Source organism: Neorhizobium turbinariae (genome assembly GCF_023223505.1).
Classification (GTDB): domain Bacteria; phylum Pseudomonadota; class Alphaproteobacteria; order Rhizobiales; family Rhizobiaceae; genus Neorhizobium; species Neorhizobium turbinariae.
The window spans coordinates 1-18,991 of the sequence record NZ_JALPRY010000035.1 but is presented as its reverse complement, the minus strand read 5'-3'; the positions used below and the strand labels follow the sequence as shown (position 1 = coordinate 18,991).

Here is an 18,991-nt window from a genome sequence, read left to right as displayed (position 1 = left end):
ATGGCTACCAGAAAAGAAGCACTCACCAAGCGTGCGAGCCGTGTCCGCCGCCAGCTCAAGAAGGTCGCAAACGGCCGTCCGCGTCTGTCGGTTCACCGCTCCTCCAAGAACATCTATGCCCAGGTTATCGACGACGTTGCCGGCCGCACGCTTGCTGCCGCTTCGACGCTCGATGCAGGTCTCAAGGGCTCGCTCAAGACGGGTGCCGACGTTGCAGCAGCTGCTGCCGTTGGCAAGCTCGTCGCCGAGCGTGCGACGCAGGCTGGCGTGAAGGAAGTCGTATTCGATCGCGGCGCCTTCATCTATCACGGCCGCATCAAGGCTCTTGCTGACGCTGCCCGCGAAGGCGGCCTGAGCTTCTAAGAATTTCGCCCGGTCTTCCTCGATAGGGAAGGCCGGGCGAAACGCGGTTCGCCGCATGCACATAGTCGTTCCACCGGGTTGCTTCAGGCTCGCTGGTGGTTGGCTCCCGGAAATAAGCCCGTTGCACCCGGAAAAGAAAAAGGAACAGGACAATGGCACAGGAAAGAAGAGGTTCTCGCGACGATCGCCAGAACCGCGAAGAGCGCGATAGCGAATTCGTCGACAAGCTGGTCGCGATCAACCGCGTCGCCAAGGTCGTCAAGGGCGGCCGTCGCTTTGGTTTTGCTGCTCTCGTCGTCGTTGGCGACCAGAAGGGCCGCGTTGGCTTCGGCCACGGCAAGGCACGCGAAGTGCCGGAAGCGATCCGCAAGGCTACCGAAAGCGCAAAGCGCGATCTGATCTTCGTACCGCTGCGTGACGGCCGTACGCTGCATCACGACGTCAATGGCCGCCACGGCGCCGGTAAGGTTCTTCTGCGCGCCGCCAAGGCTGGTACCGGCATCATCGCCGGCGGTCCGATGCGCGCCGTATTCGAAACGCTCGGCGTTCATGACGTCGTTGCAAAGTCGACCGGTTCGTCGAACCCGTACAACATGGTTCGTGCAACCTTCGACGCTCTGAAGCACCAGGTGCATCCGAAGGACGTAGCAGCTCAGCGCGGCATCAAGTATGCAACGCTCCAGGCTCGCCGCGCCGCTTCCGGCAATGCGTCGGAAGAATAAGAGGAGTCTGACCCATGGCTAAGGCTACGCAGAAGACTGAAGCAAAGACGGTTACCGTTCAGCAGATCGGCAGCCCCATCCGCCGCCCGGCCGTACAGCGCCAGACGCTGATCGGTCTCGGCCTCAACAAGATGCACCGGACCCGCACGCTGGAAGACACTCCTTCCGTTCGTGGCATGATCCGGGCTGTCCAGCATCTCGTTCGCGTCGTCGACGAGAAGTGAGACGGAGGAAGACACCATGAAACTGAATGAGATCAAGGATAACGAAGGCGCGTCCAAGGATCGTATCCGCGTTGGTCGCGGTATCGGCTCCGGCAAGGGCAAGACCGGTGGTCGCGGCGTGAAGGGTCAGAAGGCTCGTTCCGGCGTTGCCATCAACGGCTTCGAAGGCGGCCAGATGCCGATCTATCGTCGCCTGCCGAAGCGCGGCTTCAACAACATCTTCGCCTCGGACTACGTCACCGTTTCGGTCGGCCGCATCCAGAGCGCCATCGATGCAGGCAAGCTTGATTCGAACGCGACGATCGACGCCGCTTCGCTCAAGGCTGCTGGCGTGATCCGTCGTCCGAAGGACGGTGTTCGCGTTCTCGCCGACGGTGAACTCAAGGCCAAGGTTTCGATCGAAGTTGCCGGCGCTTCCAAGGCTGCCGTCGAGAAGATCGAAAAGGCTGGCGGCTCTGTAAAGCTGCTCGTTGCAGCTGAAGCTGCTGCTGAATAAATCGTTTGAAAATCGCCCGGTTTGAGCTTCACACCGGGCGATTTTATCTCCATATGTGAGCCTCACGATCCCACGCGATCCTGTTGGTCGCCGGCAGGGATCATACGGAAAACAGGGTGAGGCATCCGATTGCTCCTCGCAATCTCCCGCGCCCGGTTTTTTTGAACCAGAATTTGCGACTGCTTTCCGGCTCTGGCATGTTCCGCCGGCGGATCAGACGGTCGGGCGGAGAAATGCATGGCTTCTGCAGCGGAACAACTCGCCTCCAATCTTAATTTTTCGACCTTTGCCAAGGCAGAGGATCTCAAGAAGCGGCTGTGGTTTACGCTTGCCGCGCTTCTTGTTTACCGCCTCGGAACGCACATCCCGCTTCCGGGCCTGAACCCTGAAGCCTATGCCCAGGCCTTCCGTGGCCAGGCAGGCGGCATCCTCGGCCTCTTCAACATGTTTTCGGGCGGCGCCGTCGAACGCATGGCGATCTTCGCGCTCGGCATCATGCCCTACATTTCCGCATCGATCATCGTGCAGCTGATGACCTCGGTCGTTCCGTCTCTTGAGAACCTCAAGAAGGAAGGCGAGGCGGGTCGCAAGATCATCAACCAGTACACGCGCTACGGCACGGTGCTGCTGGGCACGCTGCAGGCTTACGGCATTGCGGCAGGCCTTGAGAGCGGCAACGGCCTCGTGCTCGATCCGGGCTGGTTCTTCCGCCTGTCGACGGTCATTACGCTGCTTGGCGGCACGATGTTCCTGATGTGGCTCGGCGAGCAGATCACCTCGCGCGGTATCGGCAACGGTATCTCGCTGATCATCTTCTCGGGTATCGCGGCTGGCCTTCCGACGGCTCTTGCTGGCACCTTGGAACTTGGTCGCACCGGCGCACTTCCGACGGCACTGATTCTCACCGTCATCGTGGTCGCGATCGGCGTCATTGCCCTGATCGTCTTCGTTGAGCGCGCACAGCGTCGCCTTCTGATCCAGTATCCGAAGCGCCAGGTCGGCAACCGCATGTTCCAGGGCGATACGTCGCACCTGCCGCTGAAGCTCAACACTTCGGGCGTTATCCCGGCGATCTTCGCGTCCTCGCTGCTGCTTCTGCCGGCAACGGCCGCAGGCTTTGCGGGTAACTCGCAGCTTCCGGACTGGGCAACGACGATCGTCGCTTCGCTCGGCCACGGCCAGCCGCTGTTCATGCTGCTCTACGGCCTGCTGATCGCCTTCTTCGCCTTCTTCTACACGGCCATCGTCTTCAATCCGAAGGACACGGCCGACAACCTGAAGAAGCACGGTGGCTTCATCCCGGGCATCCGCCCCGGCGAGCGCACCGCCGAATACATCGATTACGTCCTCACCCGCATTACGGTCGTGGGCGCGGTCTACCTCGTGTTTGTCTGCGTTCTGCCTGAGTTGTTGATCGCCCGTACCGGCGTACCATTAGCCCTTGGTGGGACTTCGCTTTTGATCGTCGTCAGTGTAACCCTCGATACGGTTGCGCAGATTCAGGGCCATCTCATTGCCCAGCAATACGAGGGCCTGATCAAGAAGTCGAAGCTGCGCGGAGGAAAGAGGGGACGATGAGACTGATTCTATTAGGACCGCCGGGCGCGGGTAAGGGGACCCAGGCCCAGCGGATCGTCGAGAAGCACGGCATCCCGCAGCTCTCCACAGGTGACATGCTGCGTGCCGCCGTTGCGGCCGAAACCGAAGTTGGCAAGCGGGCCAAGGCCGTCATGGACGCCGGAAGCCTCGTTTCGGACGAGATCGTCAATGCGATCGTGTCCGAGCGAATCGACCAGCCGGACTGCGCCAACGGCTTCATTCTCGATGGTTTTCCGCGCACGCTTGTTCAGGCGGATGCAACGGAAGCCATGCTGAAGGCCAAGGGCCTCGAGTTGTCCGTGGTGATCGAACTGCGAGTCGACGACAAGGAACTGGTTCGCCGCGTGTCCGGTCGTTACTCCTGCGCCCAGTGCGGGACTGTCTATCATGACACCGACCGCCAGCCGGCCACCGAAGGCGTCTGCGACAAGTGCGGTTCGACTCACTTCAAGCGTCGTCCGGACGACAATGCCGAGACGATGACGAAGCGCCTCGAGGTCTACTACAAGGAAACCTCGCCGCTGATCGGCTACTATCATGCCAAGGGCAAGCTCCAGGTTGTCGACGGCATGGCCGAGATGGACAAGGTCACGGCCGACATCGAAAAGATCTTCGCGGCGCTCTGAGCCGTCAGGGATCCGTTAAAGAATCTCGGGCGGAACGGTTGCATTCAAGCGCTGATTCCGCTAAAGACCGCGCCAACTCGCGACAAGTTTTTGCGATCGGCGCGGATTTCCCGCAAGGACATCCGGGACCGGTCGTTTTGACCTGTTCCGTATGACGTTTGAACTGGCGGCCGCCAAACGGCTGCTTTCATGGAAGAGTACCACTTGCTGGACGGCAACTGGAACGAAGGAGAATAGGCGTGGCACGTATCGCTGGCGTCAACATCCCGACTGCGAAGCGCGTTGTCATCGCGCTGACCTATATTCACGGGATCGGCCCGAAATTCGCACAAGAAATCGTCGAGAAGGTCGGGATTCCGGCCGAGAAGCGCGTTCACCAGCTGACGGACTCTGAAGTCCTTCAGATCCGTGAAACGATCGACCGCGACTACCAGGTCGAGGGTGATCTTCGTCGCGAAACCGCGATGAACATCAAGCGCCTCATGGACCTCGGTTGCTACCGTGGCCTGCGTCACCGTCGTGGCCTTCCGGTCCGCGGTCAGCGCACCCACACCAATGCCCGCACCCGCAAGGGTCCGGCCAAGGCAATCGCCGGTAAGAAGAAGTAATTTTGGACGCACGGTCGCGTGGGCGGGCAGGGGTCTCCTTGTTCGCTCCTGTTTGACTGGTCGTTCCAAGGTGGAGCCGCTGGAACTACGGCGGTGCAGAGATCAACGAAAGGGATAACATGGCCAAGGAAGCCACCCGCGTACGCCGTCGCGAACGCAAGAACATCACGTCGGGCGTTGCCCACGTCAATTCTACCTTCAACAACACGATGATCACGATCACCGACGCGCAGGGCAATGCGATTGCCTGGTCGTCCGCCGGTGCCAAGGGCTTCAAGGGTTCGCGTAAGTCGACCCCGTTCGCTGCTCAGATCGCTGCCGAAGACTGCGCCAAGAAGGCTCAGGAGCATGGCATGAAGTCGCTGGAAGTCGAAGTTTGCGGTCCGGGTTCCGGCCGTGAGTCGGCTCTGCGCGCTCTGCAGGCTGCTGGCTTCATGATCACCTCGATCCGCGACGTCACGCCGATCCCGCACAACGGCTGCCGCCCGCGCAAGAAGCGCCGCGTCTGATCGACGTGCTGGAGGGTGGTCGGTTTGCTACCCTTTTGTGAACTCGGTAACAGCCGCTTGTCCCTCCTGGGGTCGGGCGGCTTTCACCGTATCGCCGACGAGCAATCCTCCTCTCGGTGTTCCTCATGCTCGGTTGCCACGATTGGATGGTGGCAACGAACGGAAGGTATTTAGTCATGATCCAGAAGAACTGGCAGGAACTGATCAAACCGAACAAGGTGGAATTCACCTCGTCCGGTCGTACCAAGGCAACGCTGGTTGCCGAACCCCTCGAGCGCGGCTTCGGTCTGACGCTCGGCAACGCGCTGCGTCGCGTTCTTCTGTCGTCTCTGCGTGGTGCGGCTGTCACCGCCGTGCAGATCGACGGCGTTCTCCACGAGTTCTCCTCGATCCCGGGCGTTCGGGAAGATGTGACGGACATCGTGCTCAACATCAAGGAAATCGCCATTAAGATGGATGGCGATGATGCCAAGCGCATGGTCGTGCGCAAGCAGGGTCCGGGTGCCGTAACTGCTGGTGACATCCAGACGGTTGGCGACATCGAGATCCTCAACCCTGACCATGTTATCTGCACCCTCGACGAGGGCGCCGAAATCCGCATGGAATTCACGGTCAACAACGGCAAGGGCTATGTTCCGGCTGAACGTAACCGTGCCGAAGATGCGCCGATCGGCCTCATCCCGGTCGACAGCCTGTACTCGCCCGTCAAGAAGGTGTCGTACAAGGTCGAGAATACCCGCGAAGGCCAGGTTCTCGACTACGACAAGCTGACCATGACGATCGAGACCGATGGCTCGGTTACCGGTGAAGATGCAGTTGCCTTCGCAGCCCGCATCCTTCAGGACCAGCTCGGCGTATTCGTCAACTTCGACGAGCCGCAGAAGGACGTCGAAGAAGAATCGGTTGCCGAACTCGCGTTCAACCCGGCGCTTCTCAAGAAGGTCGACGAACTGGAGCTTTCGGTCCGTTCGGCGAACTGCCTGAAGAACGACAACATCGTCTATATCGGCGACCTCATCCAGAAGACCGAGGCGGAAATGCTGCGCACTCCGAATTTCGGTCGCAAGTCGCTGAACGAGATCAAGGAAGTTCTGGCATCCATGGGCCTCCATCTTGGCATGGAAGTTCCTGCCTGGCCGCCGGAAAACATCGAAGATCTCGCAAAGCGCTACGAAGACCAGTACTAATTAGTCAGACTGCAGGCGAATGCCTGCAAGTGAAGGAGACACATCATGCGCCACGGAAAAGCCGGCCGCAAACTCAACCGCACCGCAAGCCACCGCAAGGCAATGTTTGCCAACATGGCGGCTTCGCTCATCACCCATGAGCAGATCGTAACGACCCTGCCGAAGGCGAAGGAAATTCGCCCGATCGTCGAAAAGCTCGTTACCCTCGGCAAGCGCGGTGACCTGCACGCTCGTCGTCAGGCAATCTCGCAGATCCAGGACCAGGACGCTGTTCGCAAGCTGTTCGACGCCATCGCTTCGCGTTACGCAACCCGCAACGGCGGTTACCTGCGTATCATGAAGGCTGGCTTCCGCCAGGGCGACAATGCTCCGCTCGCCGTCATCGAGTTCGTTGAACGCGACGTTGATGCCAAGGGCAAGGCCGACAAGGAACGCGTTGCTGCTGAAGCAGAAGCTGCAGAAGCCGCTTAATCATCTCCGCAATGTCGGAAATAGAAGAAGCCGGGTGGAAACGCCCGGCTTTTTTGTGTGCAAAAACCAGTTGTAGAAGGCTACGCATATGCTACCATTAGGGGTATATAGCGGAGGGGGCCTATCATGGGTTTTGTTTCTACGGCTAGTGCACAGTCAAAGACGTCGGCTATTGCCTCTGGTGATGCAAGCTTTTTAGCGGTGCATTCTTCCTCGGTGATGGCCGCAGTTGGGATCCTCGTTGTCCTTGTTTCACTATTTCTGGTGCTAAAGAACCGGCCGGTCACAACTGGCCAATCCGTCATCTTGGGTGTCGGGCTTGTATTCCTTGCTATGCCGTTCATCACCAACTTTGAGTGGTCGGGCGATGGCTTCAAGGTGACGATGCAGTCGGCAACGATTGATCTCACCAGAGAGGTGGCGCGTTTGACCGAAGATAACAGAAAGGTGAGGGAGGAGTTGCTGCAGCTTAGCGGTGCGCTAAAGGGTGCAGTCGCCAAAGTGGAAGAGGTGACACCTCCGGTGGCTGGCGAACCTGCGAAGACGCCCTCAGTAAGTGCAGACATACGCCAGTGGAACGAAGTCACTCAGCCAAAGTTCTTCGAGGAGTTTTCCAACCGAAATCAATCGGCGATCGAGTCGAGCCAACAAGGCTTGGGCAGGATACAAGGCATAGAGCGGACCCTTCGGTTGCCCAAGTTCTAATGTCAGCGTTCGCGGTGACCGTCGGATGTAGTACGGCACTTCAGTGCGCGGAAGCGGCCACGCTTCTTCTCCCGCGCTTCCAGTCCAGGAAGGGCCGCCTCACCACCCGATAGGCGACCAGGATCGCGATCAGCGCGACGTGTATGAAGGGCACGAGCGTCACCGATTTCACCGCCAGCACGTAATGCAAGGCGCCGCCTGCGGCGATCAGGTAGACGAGCTTGTGCAGCTTGGTCCATGCGGTGGTGAGCTTGCGGATCGACCAGTTGTTCGAGGTCAGCGCCAGCGGGATCAGCAGCACCAGGCAGGCCATGCCGATGGTGATATAGGGACGCCTTGCAATATCGCTGCCCACCGCGCCGAAATTGAAGACGAGGTCGAGCGAAACATAGACAGTGAAGTGCATCAGCACGTAATAGAAGGCAAGCAGGCCCAGCGCCCGCCGATAGCGCATCCAGTTGATGCCGGCGATGTCGCGCAGCGGCGTGATTGCCAGTGTCGCGATCAGGAATCGCAGCGCCCAGATTCCGAGCGCGTGCTCGAACTCCTTCACCGGGTTGGCGCCCAACTGGTCCGTCGCACCGAGATAGAAATACCAGACGGCCGGGACGAGGCCGAGGATGTAGAGCGCCCAGACGCTGGCACCGTGGTAGCGGCGGGGCAGGGCAGGAAGAAACGACATCAGTAGTTCGCCTTCAGGTCCATGCCGGCATAGAGGCTTGCCACCTCCTCGGCATATCCATTGAACGGGAGCGTGTCGCGACGGTTGCCGCCAAAGAAACCGCCTTCGCCAATGCGCTGTTCGGTTGCCTGGCTCCAGCGTGGGTGGTCGACCGCCGGATTGACGTTGGAATAGAAGCCGTATTCCCGCGCGTTGGCATTCTTCCAGGTCGTTTGCGGCTGCTCTTCGACCAGCGAAATCCTGACGATCGACTTGATGCTCTTGAAGCCGTATTTCCACGGCACGACGAGCCGGATGGGCGCGCCGTTGGCATTCGGCAGGGTTTCGCCGTAAAGGCCGACCGCCAGGATGGTTAGCGGATGGCGCGCCTCGTCCAGGCGAAGACCCTCGACGTAAGGCCAGGGGAGCGGCTGGAACAGGCCTTTCTGTCCTGGCATTTCTTCCGGACGCACCACCGTCTCGAAGGAAACGTATTTGGCGCTGCCCAGCGGATCGACCTGGTCGAGGATAGCCGAAAGCGGGAAGCCGATCCAGGGGATCACCATCGACCAGCCTTCGACGCAACGCAGGCGATAGGTGCGTTCTTCGAGCTGCATCTTGAGGATTTCCTCCAGCCCGAACTCCCGCGGCTTGCCGACCAGGCCATCGACCTTCACCGTCCAGGGCGTCGTCTTGAAATCACCGGAATTGGCCGCCGGATCCTCCTTGTTGACGCCAAACTCGTAGAAATTGTTGTAGGTCGTCACCGACTCCTTCGGAGTGAGCTTTTCATCCAGCTTGTATGGCCCTGGTTTGGCGGTGAGCGGCGCGGCAAGCGCGCTGCCGAAGCCTGCCAGCGACAGGCCGGCGCCTGCCGTCGCGCCGATGAAGGAGCGCCGCGACATGTAGATAGCGCGCGGGGTGATTTCGGAGGCGGGGATCTTGGGCGGACGATAAGCGGGCATGGCGGTCTCTCCTCTGGCGGCGGCGGTGCCTCTCCTGGTTCAATACGTAGTCCCAAAGCCCTTGGTTTCACAGCGGGTACAAAAAACGCCGCAACCACTTTTGCGTGACGAAAGGCGGCCTGGAACATGGAAACTTCAAGCCCGGATCACCATCTCTTGATGGCAAGTTGTCAGCCGAATCCGCTGGCACGGCGACAAGGAGAACTGCCATGGTGACACGTACATGGGATGCCGGGCGAAGCGACACCTTCACCGACCGTGCCGAGACACTCAAGCGCCTGCGCCGGCTGGCCCGCCTTGCGCGGCTGATGGATACCGCGATCGGGATTCCGGGCACGCGGCTGCGCTTTGGTGCGGACTCCGTCATCGGCCTTCTACCGGTCGTGGGTGATGCCGGCGGCGCGCTCATCGGGCTCTACATCGTCAACGAGGCCCGGCGGCTTGGCCTTCCAGCCGACAAGCTGGTCCGGATGGTCGGCAACCTCGCGGCAGACTCGGTCCTTGGCAGTGTGCCACTGGCTGGTGACATCTTCGACGTCTTCTTCAAGTCGCACCGCCGCAACGTGCAGATCATCTTCGATCATCTCGGGATAGATCCGGCCGAGGTGCGGTAGGGCGTGCGCTCTGCGGGCCAACCGTACCGCTTTGGCCTGTCCTGATAGTGACATGATCGGGCGCTTCGGATAAAGAAAGCCGCAAAACAAAGGGGCTTTTTGCGCTCGGCCAACGGCCGGGCACCGGCCCGACGAGATCGAGGACACACCATGCCTGCTTATCGCTCCAGAACGACGACCCACGGCCGCAACATGGCCGGCGCGCGCGGACTATGGCGCGCAACGGGCATGAAGGATTCCGACTTCGGCAAGCCGATCATCGCGGTGGTGAACTCCTTCACCCAGTTCGTCCCGGGTCACGTCCACCTCAAGGACCTCGGTCAGCTCGTGGCACGGGAAATCGAAGCCGCAGGTGGTGTCGCCAAGGAATTCAACACGATCGCCGTCGATGACGGCATCGCCATGGGCCACGACGGCATGCTGTATTCGCTGCCGTCGCGCGAAATTATCGCCGACTCCGTCGAATATATGGTCAACGCGCATTGCGCCGATGCCATGGTCTGCATCTCCAACTGCGACAAGATCACCCCCGGCATGCTGAATGCCGCCATGCGCCTCAACATCCCGGTGGTCTTCGTTTCCGGCGGCCCGATGGAAGCCGGCAAGGTGGTCCTGCAGGGCAAGACGGTAGCGCTTGACCTCGTAGACGCCATGGTCGCCGCGGCGGATGACAAGGTTTCGGACGAAGACGTCCAGGTCATCGAACGCTCGGCTTGCCCGACTTGCGGTTCCTGCTCCGGGATGTTCACGGCGAATTCCATGAACTGTCTCACCGAAGCGCTTGGCCTTTCGCTGCCCGGCAACGGCTCGACGCTCGCTACCCATTCGGACCGCAAGCGCCTGTTTGTTGAAGCCGGTCACCTGATCGTTGATCTCGCTCGCCGCTATTACGAGCAGGGCGACGAGAGCGTCCTGCCGCGCAACATCGCCACGAAGGAAGCCTTCGAGAACGCCATGTCGCTCGACATCGCCATGGGCGGCTCCACCAATACCGTGTTGCACATCCTCGCGGCGGCCCACGAAGGCGGCGTCGACTTCGGCATGGAAGACATCGACCGCCTGTCGCGCAAGGTGCCGTGCCTTTCCAAGGTCGCGCCTGCCAAGCAGGACGTCCACATGGAAGACGTTCACCGCGCCGGCGGCATCATGCGCATCCTGGGGGAGCTCGACCGCGGCGGCCTGATCCACCGTGAATGCGCCACCGTCCACGAAACGACCCTCGGCGATGCGATCGACCGCTGGGACATCACCCGCACCAATTCGGAAACGGTCCGCGAGTTCTTCAAGGCAGCACCGGGCGGCGTGCCGACGCAGGTTGCCTTCTCGCAGTCGTCCCGTTGGGATGAGCTTGATACCGACAGCGAAAACGGCGTCATCCGCTCCGTCGAGAAGCCGTTCTCCAAGGACGGTGGCCTTGCCGTACTTTACGGCAACATCGCGCTCGATGGCTGCATCGTGAAGACGGCTGGCGTCGATGAATCGATCCTGAAGTTCACCGGTCCTGCCGTTGTCTACGAAAGCCAGGACGCGGCCGTGAAGGGCATCCTCGGCAACGAGGTCAAGGCTGGCGACGTCGTGGTCATCCGCTACGAAGGCCCCAAGGGCGGCCCGGGCATGCAGGAAATGCTCTATCCGACGAGCTACCTGAAGTCGAAGGGACTGGGCAAGGCCTGCGCGCTGATCACCGATGGCCGCTTCTCCGGCGGCACCTCGGGTCTGTCGATCGGTCACGCCTCGCCGGAAGCCGCCCAGGGTGGCGCGATTGGCCTGGTGCGCCAGGGCGACCTCATCGAGATCGACATCCCGAACCGCACCATCAACCTCAAGGTTTCGGACGCAGATCTCGCGGCCCGCCGCCACGAGCAGGACGCGCTCGGCTGGAAGCCGGCGGCACCGCGCAAGCGCAATGTCACGACGGCGCTGAGGGCCTATGCGGCCTTCGCATCCTCTGCCGACAAGGGCGCCGTCCGCATCCTGCCGGAATAACGCTCAGAGCGGCCGGGTGATGTCGTTGAAGGCCTCGTCCAGCTTCTTCATGCGTTCCGCATAAGCCTCCTGCAGGCAAGCCACGTCTTCGGAGCAGGCCTGACGTTTCTTCAGCCACGCACTCTGCTCCTCCTTCAGCTTGTCGCGATTACCCATCGCGACGAGCGTCGTCAGGATGTCGAAGGTGGTCACCATCTTCACATCGGCATCGTTCAAGGAGCGGTTGTCGCAGATCATCTTCTCGTCGGGCGCGAGGTCAGCCCGCTCGCAATCGAAGCTCGCGGCAGACGCCATCTGCGGCAGGGGCACGGCCGCAAGGCCGGTGAGTGCGAGAGCTGTGACGATTGATCTCATGGCGTAAACTCCTTCTGCATCCGGCCCTGGAGCATCCGTCATCTCCAGCACCGCGTGCCTGGAAAGATGAGGCAGGCGCGCCGGATGGCAAGGCAGGGTGGCCGGCGGTTTGCCATTGGCGCTGCCATCCTAGAGGCTTTATATGGGGGAACGGGTCTCGACATCGCCTGTGCAGCCGCGATTATGACGCCTTTCTTTTTCAACCTGCCGCGCTACAAATCGACCGGACTTTCTGACGCTTGAGAGGAATAATATGCTGAACATGCCGCGCCGCGTGTCGATCGGTCTTCTTGCCCTCCTGGTAGCCATGCCCGCCAACGTGCTGGCCCAGGAGCAGCGGGCGGTGCCGCAAAGCCGCCAGGAGATGCAGCTTTCCTTCGCGCCTTTGGTGAAGCAGGCGGCGGGCGCTGTCGTCAACGTTTATGCCGAGCGCATCGTGCGGCGCATGAACCCATTCGCCGGCGATCCCTTCTTCGAGCAGTTCTTCGGCCAGCGGATGCCGAACCGCTCCGAGAAGCAGTCCTCGCTCGGTTCCGGCGTCATCCTTGCCGAAGGGATGGTAGTCACCAACAACCACGTCATTGAAGGCGCCGACGACATCAAGATTGCGCTCGCCGACGGGCGCGAATTCCCCTGCGAAATCCTTTTGAAGGACGAGAGCCTGGACTTGGCGGTGCTGCGCATCAAGTCGAAGGAGCGGTTCCCCGTCATGCCGCTGGGCGATTCTGACCGCACCGAAGTGGGTGACCTGGTGCTGGCGATCGGCAATCCGTTTGGTGTCGGCCAGACGGTGACGAGCGGCATCGTGTCGGCGCTCGCGCGCAACCAGGTGCGCTCCGGCGACTTCGGCTTCTTCATCCAGACGGATGCCTCGATCAACCCGGGCAATTCCGGCGGCGCGCTGATGAACATGAATGGCGAACTGCTTGGCATCAACACGGCGATCTTCTCGCGCGGCGGTGGTTCGAACGGCATCGGCTTTGCCATCCCGTCCAACCTGGTGAAGGTTTTCCTGGCCGCCGCTGCCGAAGGCAAGACGATCTTCGAGCGCCCGTTCGTTGGCGCGACGTTTGATGCGGTCACCTCCGATGTCGCTGAAGCGTTGGGCCTCAAGGCGGCTCGCGGTGCGCTGGTCGTTCGCGTGGTCGAAGGCGGTCCGGCTGACCGGGCCGGGTTGAAGCCTGGCGAGGTCATCACCGCCGTCAATGGCATCTCGGTCGAGCATCCGGATGCCTTGGGGTACCGTCTGACAACCGCCGGGCTTGGCAAGCAGGCGACGCTGACCGTCCAGACCGGCGCCGGCCAGCGGCAGGTGAACCTTGCGCTCAACACCGCGCCGGAAACGGTGCCGCGCGAGGAACGGCTCCTGGAGGGCAGGAACCCGTTTGCCGGGCTGCGCGTGGCAAACCTCTCGCCGAAGCTCGCCACCGAGATGCGCATACCGGCTGAAAAGGCAGGCGTCGTTGTCACCGATGTCGTGCGCGGTTCGCCTGCTGCACGCTATGGCTTCCAGCCGAAGGACATCGTCATCTCGCTCAACGGCACGACTGTGACCTCCACCAAGGCGCTGGAAGCCATGCTCGACGACAATCCCGGCTTCTGGCGGGTCGAGATCGAGCGCGATGGTCAGCGGATCCGGCAGTTCTTCCGATGAGCGGTGATCTCTTCGCGCCGAAGGTGCCGGATGAGGTGGCCAATCGGCGGCCTCTGGCCGACCGCCTTCGCCCGAAGACATTGGGGGAAGTGACCGGCCAGGCGCACCTGACCGGTGAAGATGGCGTGCTGCGGCGGATGATCGCTTCCGGCTCGCTCGGATCGATGATCTTCTGGGGCCCGCCCGGCACGGGCAAGACCACCGTCGCGCGGCTCCTGTCTGGAGAGGCGGGGCTGGCCTTCGAGCAGATCTCGGCGATCTTTTCCGGCGTGGCGGACCTGAAGAAGGTGTTTGAGGCGGCACGCCTGCGCCGCATGGACGGGCGCCAGACGCTGCTCTTCGTCGACGAGATCCATCGCTTCAACCGCGCCCAGCAGGACAGCTTCCTGCCCGTCATGGAGGACGGCACCGTCATCCTCATCGGTGCCACGACGGAAAATCCTTCCTTCGAGCTCAATGCCGCTCTTCTGTCGCGGGCCCGGGTGCTGACCTTCCGCTCGCATGATGAAGACAGTTTGCGCGAGCTTCTTGGCCGCGCCGAAGAAGTCGAGAAAAGGCCGCTGCCGCTCGATGAGGGCGCTAGGGAAGCCTTGATCCGTATGGCCGATGGCGATGGCCGCGCCGTGCTGACGCTGGCAGAGGAAGTCTGGCGGGCGGCCCGACCCGACGAGGTGTTTGACACAGCAGCGCTGACGGAGATCGTCCAGCGTCGCGCCCCGGTCTATGACAAGGCGCAGGACGGGCACTACAACCTCATCTCCGCGCTTCACAAATCGGTCCGCGGTTCCGATCCCGATGCCGCGCTCTATTACCTTGCGCGCATGTTCGATGCCGGCGAGGATCCGCTCTATCTCGGCCGTCGACTGGTCCGGATGGCGGTGGAGGATATCGGGCTTGCCGATCCGCAGGCGCTGGTGATCTGCAATGCTGCCAAGGACGCCTATGATTATCTCGGTTCGCCGGAAGGCGAACTGGCGCTGGCGCAGGCTTGTGTCTACCTGGCGAGCGCGCCGAAATCCAACGCGGTCTACACAGCCTTCAAGGCCGCAACGCGGGCGGCGAAGGAAAACGGCTCGCTGCTTCCACCGAAGCATATCCTGAATGCGCCGACGAAGCTGATGAAGGGCGAGGGCTACGGCGATGGTTATCGCTACGACCATGATGAACCCGACGCTTTCTCCGGCCAGGATTATTTTCCGGAGAAGATGGGGCGGCAGGTGTTTTACGATCCGCCGGAGCGCGGTTTCGAACGTGAGATCCGCAAGCGGCTGGACTGGTGGGCGAAGCTTCGCAAGGAGCGAAACGGCGGATAGCCTTTGAGCCCTGGAGCTTAAGAAGCTTGTTTCTGCCCGGCGTTGGCGGGAACGGCCATGATCATGAGCGAGGACTCCGCCAGGCCGTGATGGCCTTCCATGTCGACGATGACGTGCCAGTGGCCGCTGTCGGGAATGACGAGCCGGATGGGCGAGCGACGCGCCACGCCGCCGATATATTTGAAGTCGAGGCGCTCGGTAAAACGCTGGAAATTGCCGGCCGTCATCAGGCGGACGTTGTTCACGGCGTTCAGGGTCACCTCGACCACCGTACCAGCGCGCTGTGCCTTCAGATCGTAATGTGTGAACCGGAAACTCGGGGTGGCCATGCCTGCCTCATGCCGCCAAAATAAAAGTCCGTCAACCTTAACGATCCGCCGTTAACGAAATGTGGAACCGATTGCCAAGTTGCGGGTTAAGTCAATGAAAACAGACATGCATGGCAACACAAGGCCATGCCAAACGAGGCGATCTTCGTCCCCTGCGGTTGCCTCAACAACCATAAATTTTTGACCTCCACTTCAACATCCCGCCGGCTCCCCAGGCGGGATTTTTCTTGCCCGAAAGCCAGCGGCAAAGCAGCGGCGTTTTCAACGCATGATACAGCAATAGCCCGAGGCGTGGACGTGCCCCGGGCTGCTTTTGAGAATCATCCGGCTTGATCGGAGATCAGTGCCGCCGGTTGCGGGGAAGCAGCTCGGTGCGCCTCAACTCATCGATGGCGGAGACAGCGTCCTCGACCCGCCAGCCGGCCTTGACCGCAGCGGCGATCATCTTGACCTCGGCTTCTTCTTCCAAAGCCAGGAAAAGTGGCTCGAGGGCTTCCTGGGCAGTGAGGATATGTTCTTCCGGGGAAGGGACAGACGCGCGTGCGGCGGACGTAGGCATGGTACGCTATGCTCCTCTCTTCTTTTTGTGATCGAATCTTTAGAATAGCGCTGCCTCGCGGAAGTTCCCGCCAAGCTGTGGAAAATTTCGCTTTCGGGCCTCCCTTGATGCTGCTCTTGTTCTTTCGCCCAGCCTCTGCCTAGTTGCACAGCTAAAATACCGCTGATTCGGGTGGCGGGGAAGTCGCCCGCCGGCTTGCGCCGATGCCCAAGGAGATGACGATGACGGACGGCAAGAAATTCCAGATTACCGAGATGCGGCCGAAGATCACCGTGATCGGTGTCGGCGGTGGCGGCGGCAACGCCATCAACAACATGATCGCCGAGGAACTGGCCGGCGTCGATTTCATCGCGGCCAATACCGACGCGCAGGTGCTTGCCACCTCCAAGGCATCGCGCCGCATCCAGCTCGGCGCGCATGTGACCGAAGGCCTCGGTGCCGGCTCGCTGCCGGAAATCGGCCGCGCCGCTGCCGAAGAATCGATCGACGAGATCATGGATCATCTCTCCGGCTCCCACATGTGCTTCGTGACGGCCGGCATGGGCGGCGGCACAGGCACCGGTGCCGCACCGATCATCGCCCAGGCGGCTCGCAATGCCGGCATCCTGACGGTGGGCGTCGTGACGAAGCCCTTCACCTTCGAAGGCAACCGCCGCATGAAGACGGCCGAAGCCGGGATCGAGGAACTGCGTCGCGCGGCCGACACCGTGATCGTCATTCCGAACCAGAACCTGTTCCGCATTGCTGACGCCAAGACGACCTTTGCCGATGCCTTCATGACCGCCGACAAGGTGCTGTTCTCCGGCGTTGGCTGCATCACCGATCTCATCGTCAAGGAAGGCCTGATCAACCTCGATTTTGCCGACGTGAAGTCGGTGATGAAGGGCATGGGCCGCGCGATGATGGGCACCGGCGAAGCTTCCGGCGACGGTCGCGCCCTGACGGCCGCCGAAGCGGCGATTGCCAACCCGCTCCTCGACGACATTTCGATGAAGGGCGCCAAGGGCGTGCTGATCTCGATCTCCGGCGGCTCCGACATGACGCTGTTCGAGGTCGACGAGGCCGCAAGCCGTATCCGTGACGAGGTGATGGACGAGGCCGACATCGTGGTGGGCGCCATCTTCGACCGCAACCTCGACGGCAAGTTCCGCGTCTCGGTGGTGGCGACGGGCCTCGACGGCGATGAACTCGCCGCCGCTGCCGGAACCCAGCCCGGCATGCAGCCGGCGCCGCGTATCCTGCAGTAAGAATTCCGGTCCATTCTTGATGAAAACACGCGGTGACGAGCCGCGTGTTTTTGCGTTTTTGCAAGGGTTACAAATTGTTGATCGAAGGCCGGCGGGCGAGGGCGGTTCGGTTAAGGGACTCTTTAGAGATTCGTGAAAATGGTTCGCAAGACGCAGGCGGCATGACCCGAAGGGCTGAAGTGGGGAGTCGCGACGACTGCGGACCGTGAATGAAAAAAACCGCCTCCGTCCTTGTTTCGACGCGGGCTTTGTATGGAGTAAAGCATGACCATGATGAAGACGCCCTTCGCGCTGGCAATCGTCGCCGCATTTTTCGCTACCCCCCTCTCGGCTGCAGACCTGACCAACTATTCCGAGCCGCCGATGGCAAACGACCCGATCACCGGCCCGAGCGCCGGTTGGGGTGGCGCCTATGTCGGTGGCGACCTTGGTATGGCATCGCGCAAGCTGAACCCGTTTGACGGCGACAAGGGTTTGGTTGTCGGCGTGCACGGCGGCTACAATGTCGACCTCGACAGCGGCGTCATCGGTGCCGAAATCGAAGCGAGCCACCTTGGCAACGTCAAGAGCCGCGTTCCGAACGGCAACATCAAGGAGCAGGGCCGCGTTGCCGCCAAGGCAAAGGCTGGCGTCGGCTTCAACGAAACGCTTGTTTACGGCACGGCCGGTGTTGCTCTCACGAGCTTCAAGGACCACAACGGCACGAACGGCCCGGACGGCTGGAAGCCGGGCTGGATCCTCGGCGCGGGCGTCGAGCAGAAGCTTTCCGACAACCTCTCGGCTCGCTTCGAGTACAACTACACGATGACCAACGACGTGCGCAGCACGACGGGTGGAGTCGCCTCGCGCACCGACGTTCGCGACCAGACGCTCAAGGCTGGCGTGAACTACAAGTTCTAGTTCATGATGAATTGTGGAGGCCAGGCACGCGCTCGTGCCTGGCCTCCATTCCGTTTGTGCTAGACGGGATTGCAGGTCATCCCGTTGCGCCTGGCATTGGCGATGCAATCGCTTTTGTTGTTGTAGCCTTCGGATGATTGCCCAACGATCTTTCCGTTCGAGGCCTTCCGCCGCCAGCGCCATTCGCCGCTGCTCTGGTAAATCTCCCAGGTATCTCCATTCGTTTCCTTGCAGGTTGCCATGCCATCCTCCTTGGTTCGGCAGGAGGACGCTACGCGCAACCGGTCGCGTCTGCTACGAACCACCTGCACGCGCTGGTTGGTGATGTGTCGCGCACCGCGTGTATCGCTGGCACTTCGGAACTTCACCCGCGCCCGCCGGTTTTTGCTCCTCAACAAGGAGACGAGACGTGCGCTTCATTCCGACATCCGTCCACGGCATTGCCGATTATCTCGTATGCCTCGGCATGATCATCCTGGCCTTTGTTGCCGGGGCGCAAGGGGCGGGGTTTGCCGCCTTCGTGATCCTGGGTGTCTTCGGCATCCTCTATTCCCTGTTCACCGATTATGAGCTTGGCTGGAAATCCTACCTGTCGATGCCGGCGCATCTGGCGCTCGATGCCGGTTTTGCCGTCGTGATGCTGGTCCTGCCTTTCCTCGTCGACCTGCCGCCTATGCTTCACCGCTCAAGCTTCGTCATTGCGGTGCTTGCGGCCGTGCTGGTGCTGACGACGCGGATGCAACCGGGGTCGGCGAGGGCGGAGCCGATGGTGTGAACCCTTGGGTGGTATCCGGTGGTGGCGGGGAATGGACGGAGTCCTCCCTTGGCGATCCTCAAAGTTTTGTTTCGGACGGGGCGCTGAAAGCTGCCTCTTGAAGTTTTAGTTTAGGTGACACCTT

24 protein-coding genes are annotated in these 18,991 nt (G+C 61.3%); 18 read left to right on the top strand and 6 right to left on the bottom strand.

Going from position 1 to position 18,991, the window contains the following annotated elements; genetic code table 11:
* The 11 genes from rplR to M0654_RS21935 all read left to right on the top strand — a co-directional run bounded on the left by rplR (nucleotide 1) and on the right by M0654_RS21935 (nucleotide 7,510).
* Nucleotides 1-363, top strand: coding sequence for a 50S ribosomal protein L18 (gene rplR, locus M0654_RS21985; RefSeq protein WP_118849427.1), 363 nt, complete (start codon nucleotides 1-3; stop codon nucleotides 361-363).
* A gap of 152 nt (nucleotides 364-515) precedes the next feature.
* Nucleotides 516-1,085, top strand: coding sequence for a 30S ribosomal protein S5 (rpsE, locus tag M0654_RS21980; RefSeq protein WP_248684924.1), 570 nt, complete (start codon nucleotides 516-518; stop codon nucleotides 1,083-1,085).
* 14 nt (nucleotides 1,086-1,099) lie between these two features.
* Nucleotides 1,100-1,309 (top strand): 50S ribosomal protein L30, encoded by a 210-nt coding sequence (gene rpmD / locus M0654_RS21975; RefSeq protein ID WP_118849429.1) that lies wholly within the window; start codon nucleotides 1,100-1,102, stop codon nucleotides 1,307-1,309.
* Nucleotides 1,310-1,325: 16 nt separating this feature from the next.
* Nucleotides 1,326-1,805 carry a 50S ribosomal protein L15 gene (gene rplO / locus M0654_RS21970; RefSeq protein ID WP_118849430.1) on the top strand — a complete coding sequence of 160 codons (480 nt, stop codon included), beginning with the start codon at nucleotides 1,326-1,328 and terminating at the stop codon, nucleotides 1,803-1,805.
* 237 nt (nucleotides 1,806-2,042) lie between these two features.
* Nucleotides 2,043-3,383: a preprotein translocase subunit SecY gene (secY, locus tag M0654_RS21965; protein WP_118849431.1), complete on the top strand. Its 1,341-nt coding sequence runs from the start codon at nucleotides 2,043-2,045 to the stop codon at nucleotides 3,381-3,383.
* Nucleotides 3,380-4,030: an adenylate kinase gene (locus M0654_RS21960; protein ID WP_118849432.1), complete on the top strand. Its 651-nt coding sequence runs from the start codon at nucleotides 3,380-3,382 to the stop codon at nucleotides 4,028-4,030. Before secY ends, M0654_RS21960 begins: the two co-directional genes overlap by 4 nt.
* Before the next feature lie 239 nt (nucleotides 4,031-4,269).
* Nucleotides 4,270-4,638 carry a 30S ribosomal protein S13 gene (gene rpsM / locus M0654_RS21955; protein WP_118849433.1) on the top strand — a complete coding sequence of 123 codons (369 nt, stop codon included), beginning with the start codon at nucleotides 4,270-4,272 and terminating at the stop codon, nucleotides 4,636-4,638.
* A 119-nt stretch (nucleotides 4,639-4,757) separates the two neighbouring features.
* Entirely contained in the window at nucleotides 4,758-5,147 is a 390-nt protein-coding gene (gene rpsK, locus M0654_RS21950) for a 30S ribosomal protein S11 (RefSeq protein WP_007766864.1), read from the top strand.
* A 176-nt stretch (nucleotides 5,148-5,323) separates the two neighbouring features.
* A complete protein-coding gene (locus tag M0654_RS21945) occupies nucleotides 5,324-6,334 on the top strand; it encodes a DNA-directed RNA polymerase subunit alpha (RefSeq protein WP_248684923.1) in 1,011 nt (336 codons plus the stop codon).
* Nucleotides 6,335-6,379: 45 nt separating this feature from the next.
* Entirely contained in the window at nucleotides 6,380-6,805 is a 426-nt protein-coding gene (gene rplQ / locus M0654_RS21940; protein WP_118849435.1) for a 50S ribosomal protein L17, read from the top strand.
* Between the two features lie 126 nt (nucleotides 6,806-6,931).
* Nucleotides 6,932-7,510 carry a hypothetical protein gene (locus M0654_RS21935; protein ID WP_248684922.1) on the top strand — a complete coding sequence of 193 codons (579 nt, stop codon included), beginning with the start codon at nucleotides 6,932-6,934 and terminating at the stop codon, nucleotides 7,508-7,510.
* A 40-nt stretch (nucleotides 7,511-7,550) separates the two neighbouring features.
* Here M0654_RS21935 and msrQ read toward each other — a convergent pair whose 3' ends face one another.
* Both msrQ and msrP read right to left on the bottom strand, forming a co-directional pair.
* Nucleotides 7,551-8,192, bottom strand: coding sequence for a protein-methionine-sulfoxide reductase heme-binding subunit MsrQ (gene msrQ / locus M0654_RS21930; RefSeq protein ID WP_248684921.1), 642 nt, complete (start codon nucleotides 8,190-8,192; stop codon nucleotides 7,551-7,553).
* Nucleotides 8,192-9,136, bottom strand: coding sequence for a protein-methionine-sulfoxide reductase catalytic subunit MsrP (msrP, locus tag M0654_RS21925; protein ID WP_248684920.1), 945 nt, complete (start codon nucleotides 9,134-9,136; stop codon nucleotides 8,192-8,194). Before msrP ends, msrQ begins: the two co-directional genes overlap by 1 nt.
* 209 nt (nucleotides 9,137-9,345) lie before the next feature.
* Here msrP and M0654_RS21920 point away from each other — a divergent pair, with 209 nt between their 5' ends.
* Both M0654_RS21920 and ilvD read left to right on the top strand, forming a co-directional pair.
* On the top strand, nucleotides 9,346-9,750 hold the full coding sequence (locus M0654_RS21920) for a DUF4112 domain-containing protein (protein WP_118849438.1): 405 nt from the start codon (nucleotides 9,346-9,348) through the stop codon (nucleotides 9,748-9,750).
* 150 nt (nucleotides 9,751-9,900) lie between these two features.
* A complete protein-coding gene (gene ilvD, locus M0654_RS21915; RefSeq protein WP_248684919.1) occupies nucleotides 9,901-11,736 on the top strand; it encodes a dihydroxy-acid dehydratase in 1,836 nt (611 codons plus the stop codon).
* A 3-nt stretch (nucleotides 11,737-11,739) separates the two neighbouring features.
* Here the strand turns inward: ilvD and M0654_RS21910 are convergent, their stop codons facing one another.
* On the bottom strand, nucleotides 11,740-12,090 hold the full coding sequence (locus tag M0654_RS21910) for a lysozyme inhibitor LprI family protein (RefSeq protein ID WP_390921059.1): 351 nt from the start codon (nucleotides 12,088-12,090) through the stop codon (nucleotides 11,740-11,742).
* 253 nt (nucleotides 12,091-12,343) lie between these two features.
* Between M0654_RS21910 and M0654_RS21905 the strand changes: the two genes are divergently transcribed.
* Complete coding sequence (locus tag M0654_RS21905) at nucleotides 12,344-13,744, top strand: DegQ family serine endoprotease (protein WP_248684918.1); 1,401 nt, start codon at nucleotides 12,344-12,346, stop codon at nucleotides 13,742-13,744.
* On the top strand, nucleotides 13,741-15,057 hold the full coding sequence (locus M0654_RS21900) for a replication-associated recombination protein A (protein WP_248684917.1): 1,317 nt from the start codon (nucleotides 13,741-13,743) through the stop codon (nucleotides 15,055-15,057). The genes M0654_RS21905 and M0654_RS21900 overlap by 4 nt, the downstream gene beginning before the upstream one ends.
* 17 nt (nucleotides 15,058-15,074) lie before the next feature.
* Here M0654_RS21900 and M0654_RS21895 read toward each other — a convergent pair whose 3' ends face one another.
* Together M0654_RS21895 and M0654_RS21890 are read right to left on the bottom strand one after the other, a co-directional pair.
* Nucleotides 15,075-15,386 (bottom strand): DUF1883 domain-containing protein, encoded by a 312-nt coding sequence (locus tag M0654_RS21895; RefSeq protein ID WP_248684916.1) that lies wholly within the window; start codon nucleotides 15,384-15,386, stop codon nucleotides 15,075-15,077.
* A 340-nt stretch (nucleotides 15,387-15,726) separates the two neighbouring features.
* Nucleotides 15,727-15,945 carry a hypothetical protein gene (locus tag M0654_RS21890; RefSeq protein WP_248684915.1) on the bottom strand — a complete coding sequence of 73 codons (219 nt, stop codon included), beginning with the start codon at nucleotides 15,943-15,945 and terminating at the stop codon, nucleotides 15,727-15,729.
* Between the two features lie 221 nt (nucleotides 15,946-16,166).
* Here M0654_RS21890 and ftsZ point away from each other — a divergent pair, with 221 nt between their 5' ends.
* Both ftsZ and M0654_RS21880 read left to right on the top strand, forming a co-directional pair.
* Nucleotides 16,167-17,192 (top strand): cell division protein FtsZ, encoded by a 1,026-nt coding sequence (gene ftsZ / locus M0654_RS21885; RefSeq protein ID WP_248684914.1) that lies wholly within the window; start codon nucleotides 16,167-16,169, stop codon nucleotides 17,190-17,192.
* Nucleotides 17,193-17,456: 264 nt separating this feature from the next.
* On the top strand, nucleotides 17,457-18,092 hold the full coding sequence (locus M0654_RS21880) for an outer membrane protein (protein WP_248684913.1): 636 nt from the start codon (nucleotides 17,457-17,459) through the stop codon (nucleotides 18,090-18,092).
* Between the two features lie 59 nt (nucleotides 18,093-18,151).
* Here the strand turns inward: M0654_RS21880 and M0654_RS21875 are convergent, their stop codons facing one another.
* Nucleotides 18,152-18,334, bottom strand: a complete 183-nt coding sequence (locus M0654_RS21875; RefSeq protein WP_248684912.1) for a YegP family protein — start codon at nucleotides 18,332-18,334, stop codon at nucleotides 18,152-18,154.
* Between the two features lie 167 nt (nucleotides 18,335-18,501).
* On the opposite strand from M0654_RS21875, the gene M0654_RS21870 reads away from it, so the two are divergent.
* Complete coding sequence (locus M0654_RS21870) at nucleotides 18,502-18,867, top strand: hypothetical protein (protein WP_248684911.1); 366 nt, start codon at nucleotides 18,502-18,504, stop codon at nucleotides 18,865-18,867.
* Nucleotides 18,868-18,991 lie beyond the last annotated feature (124 nt).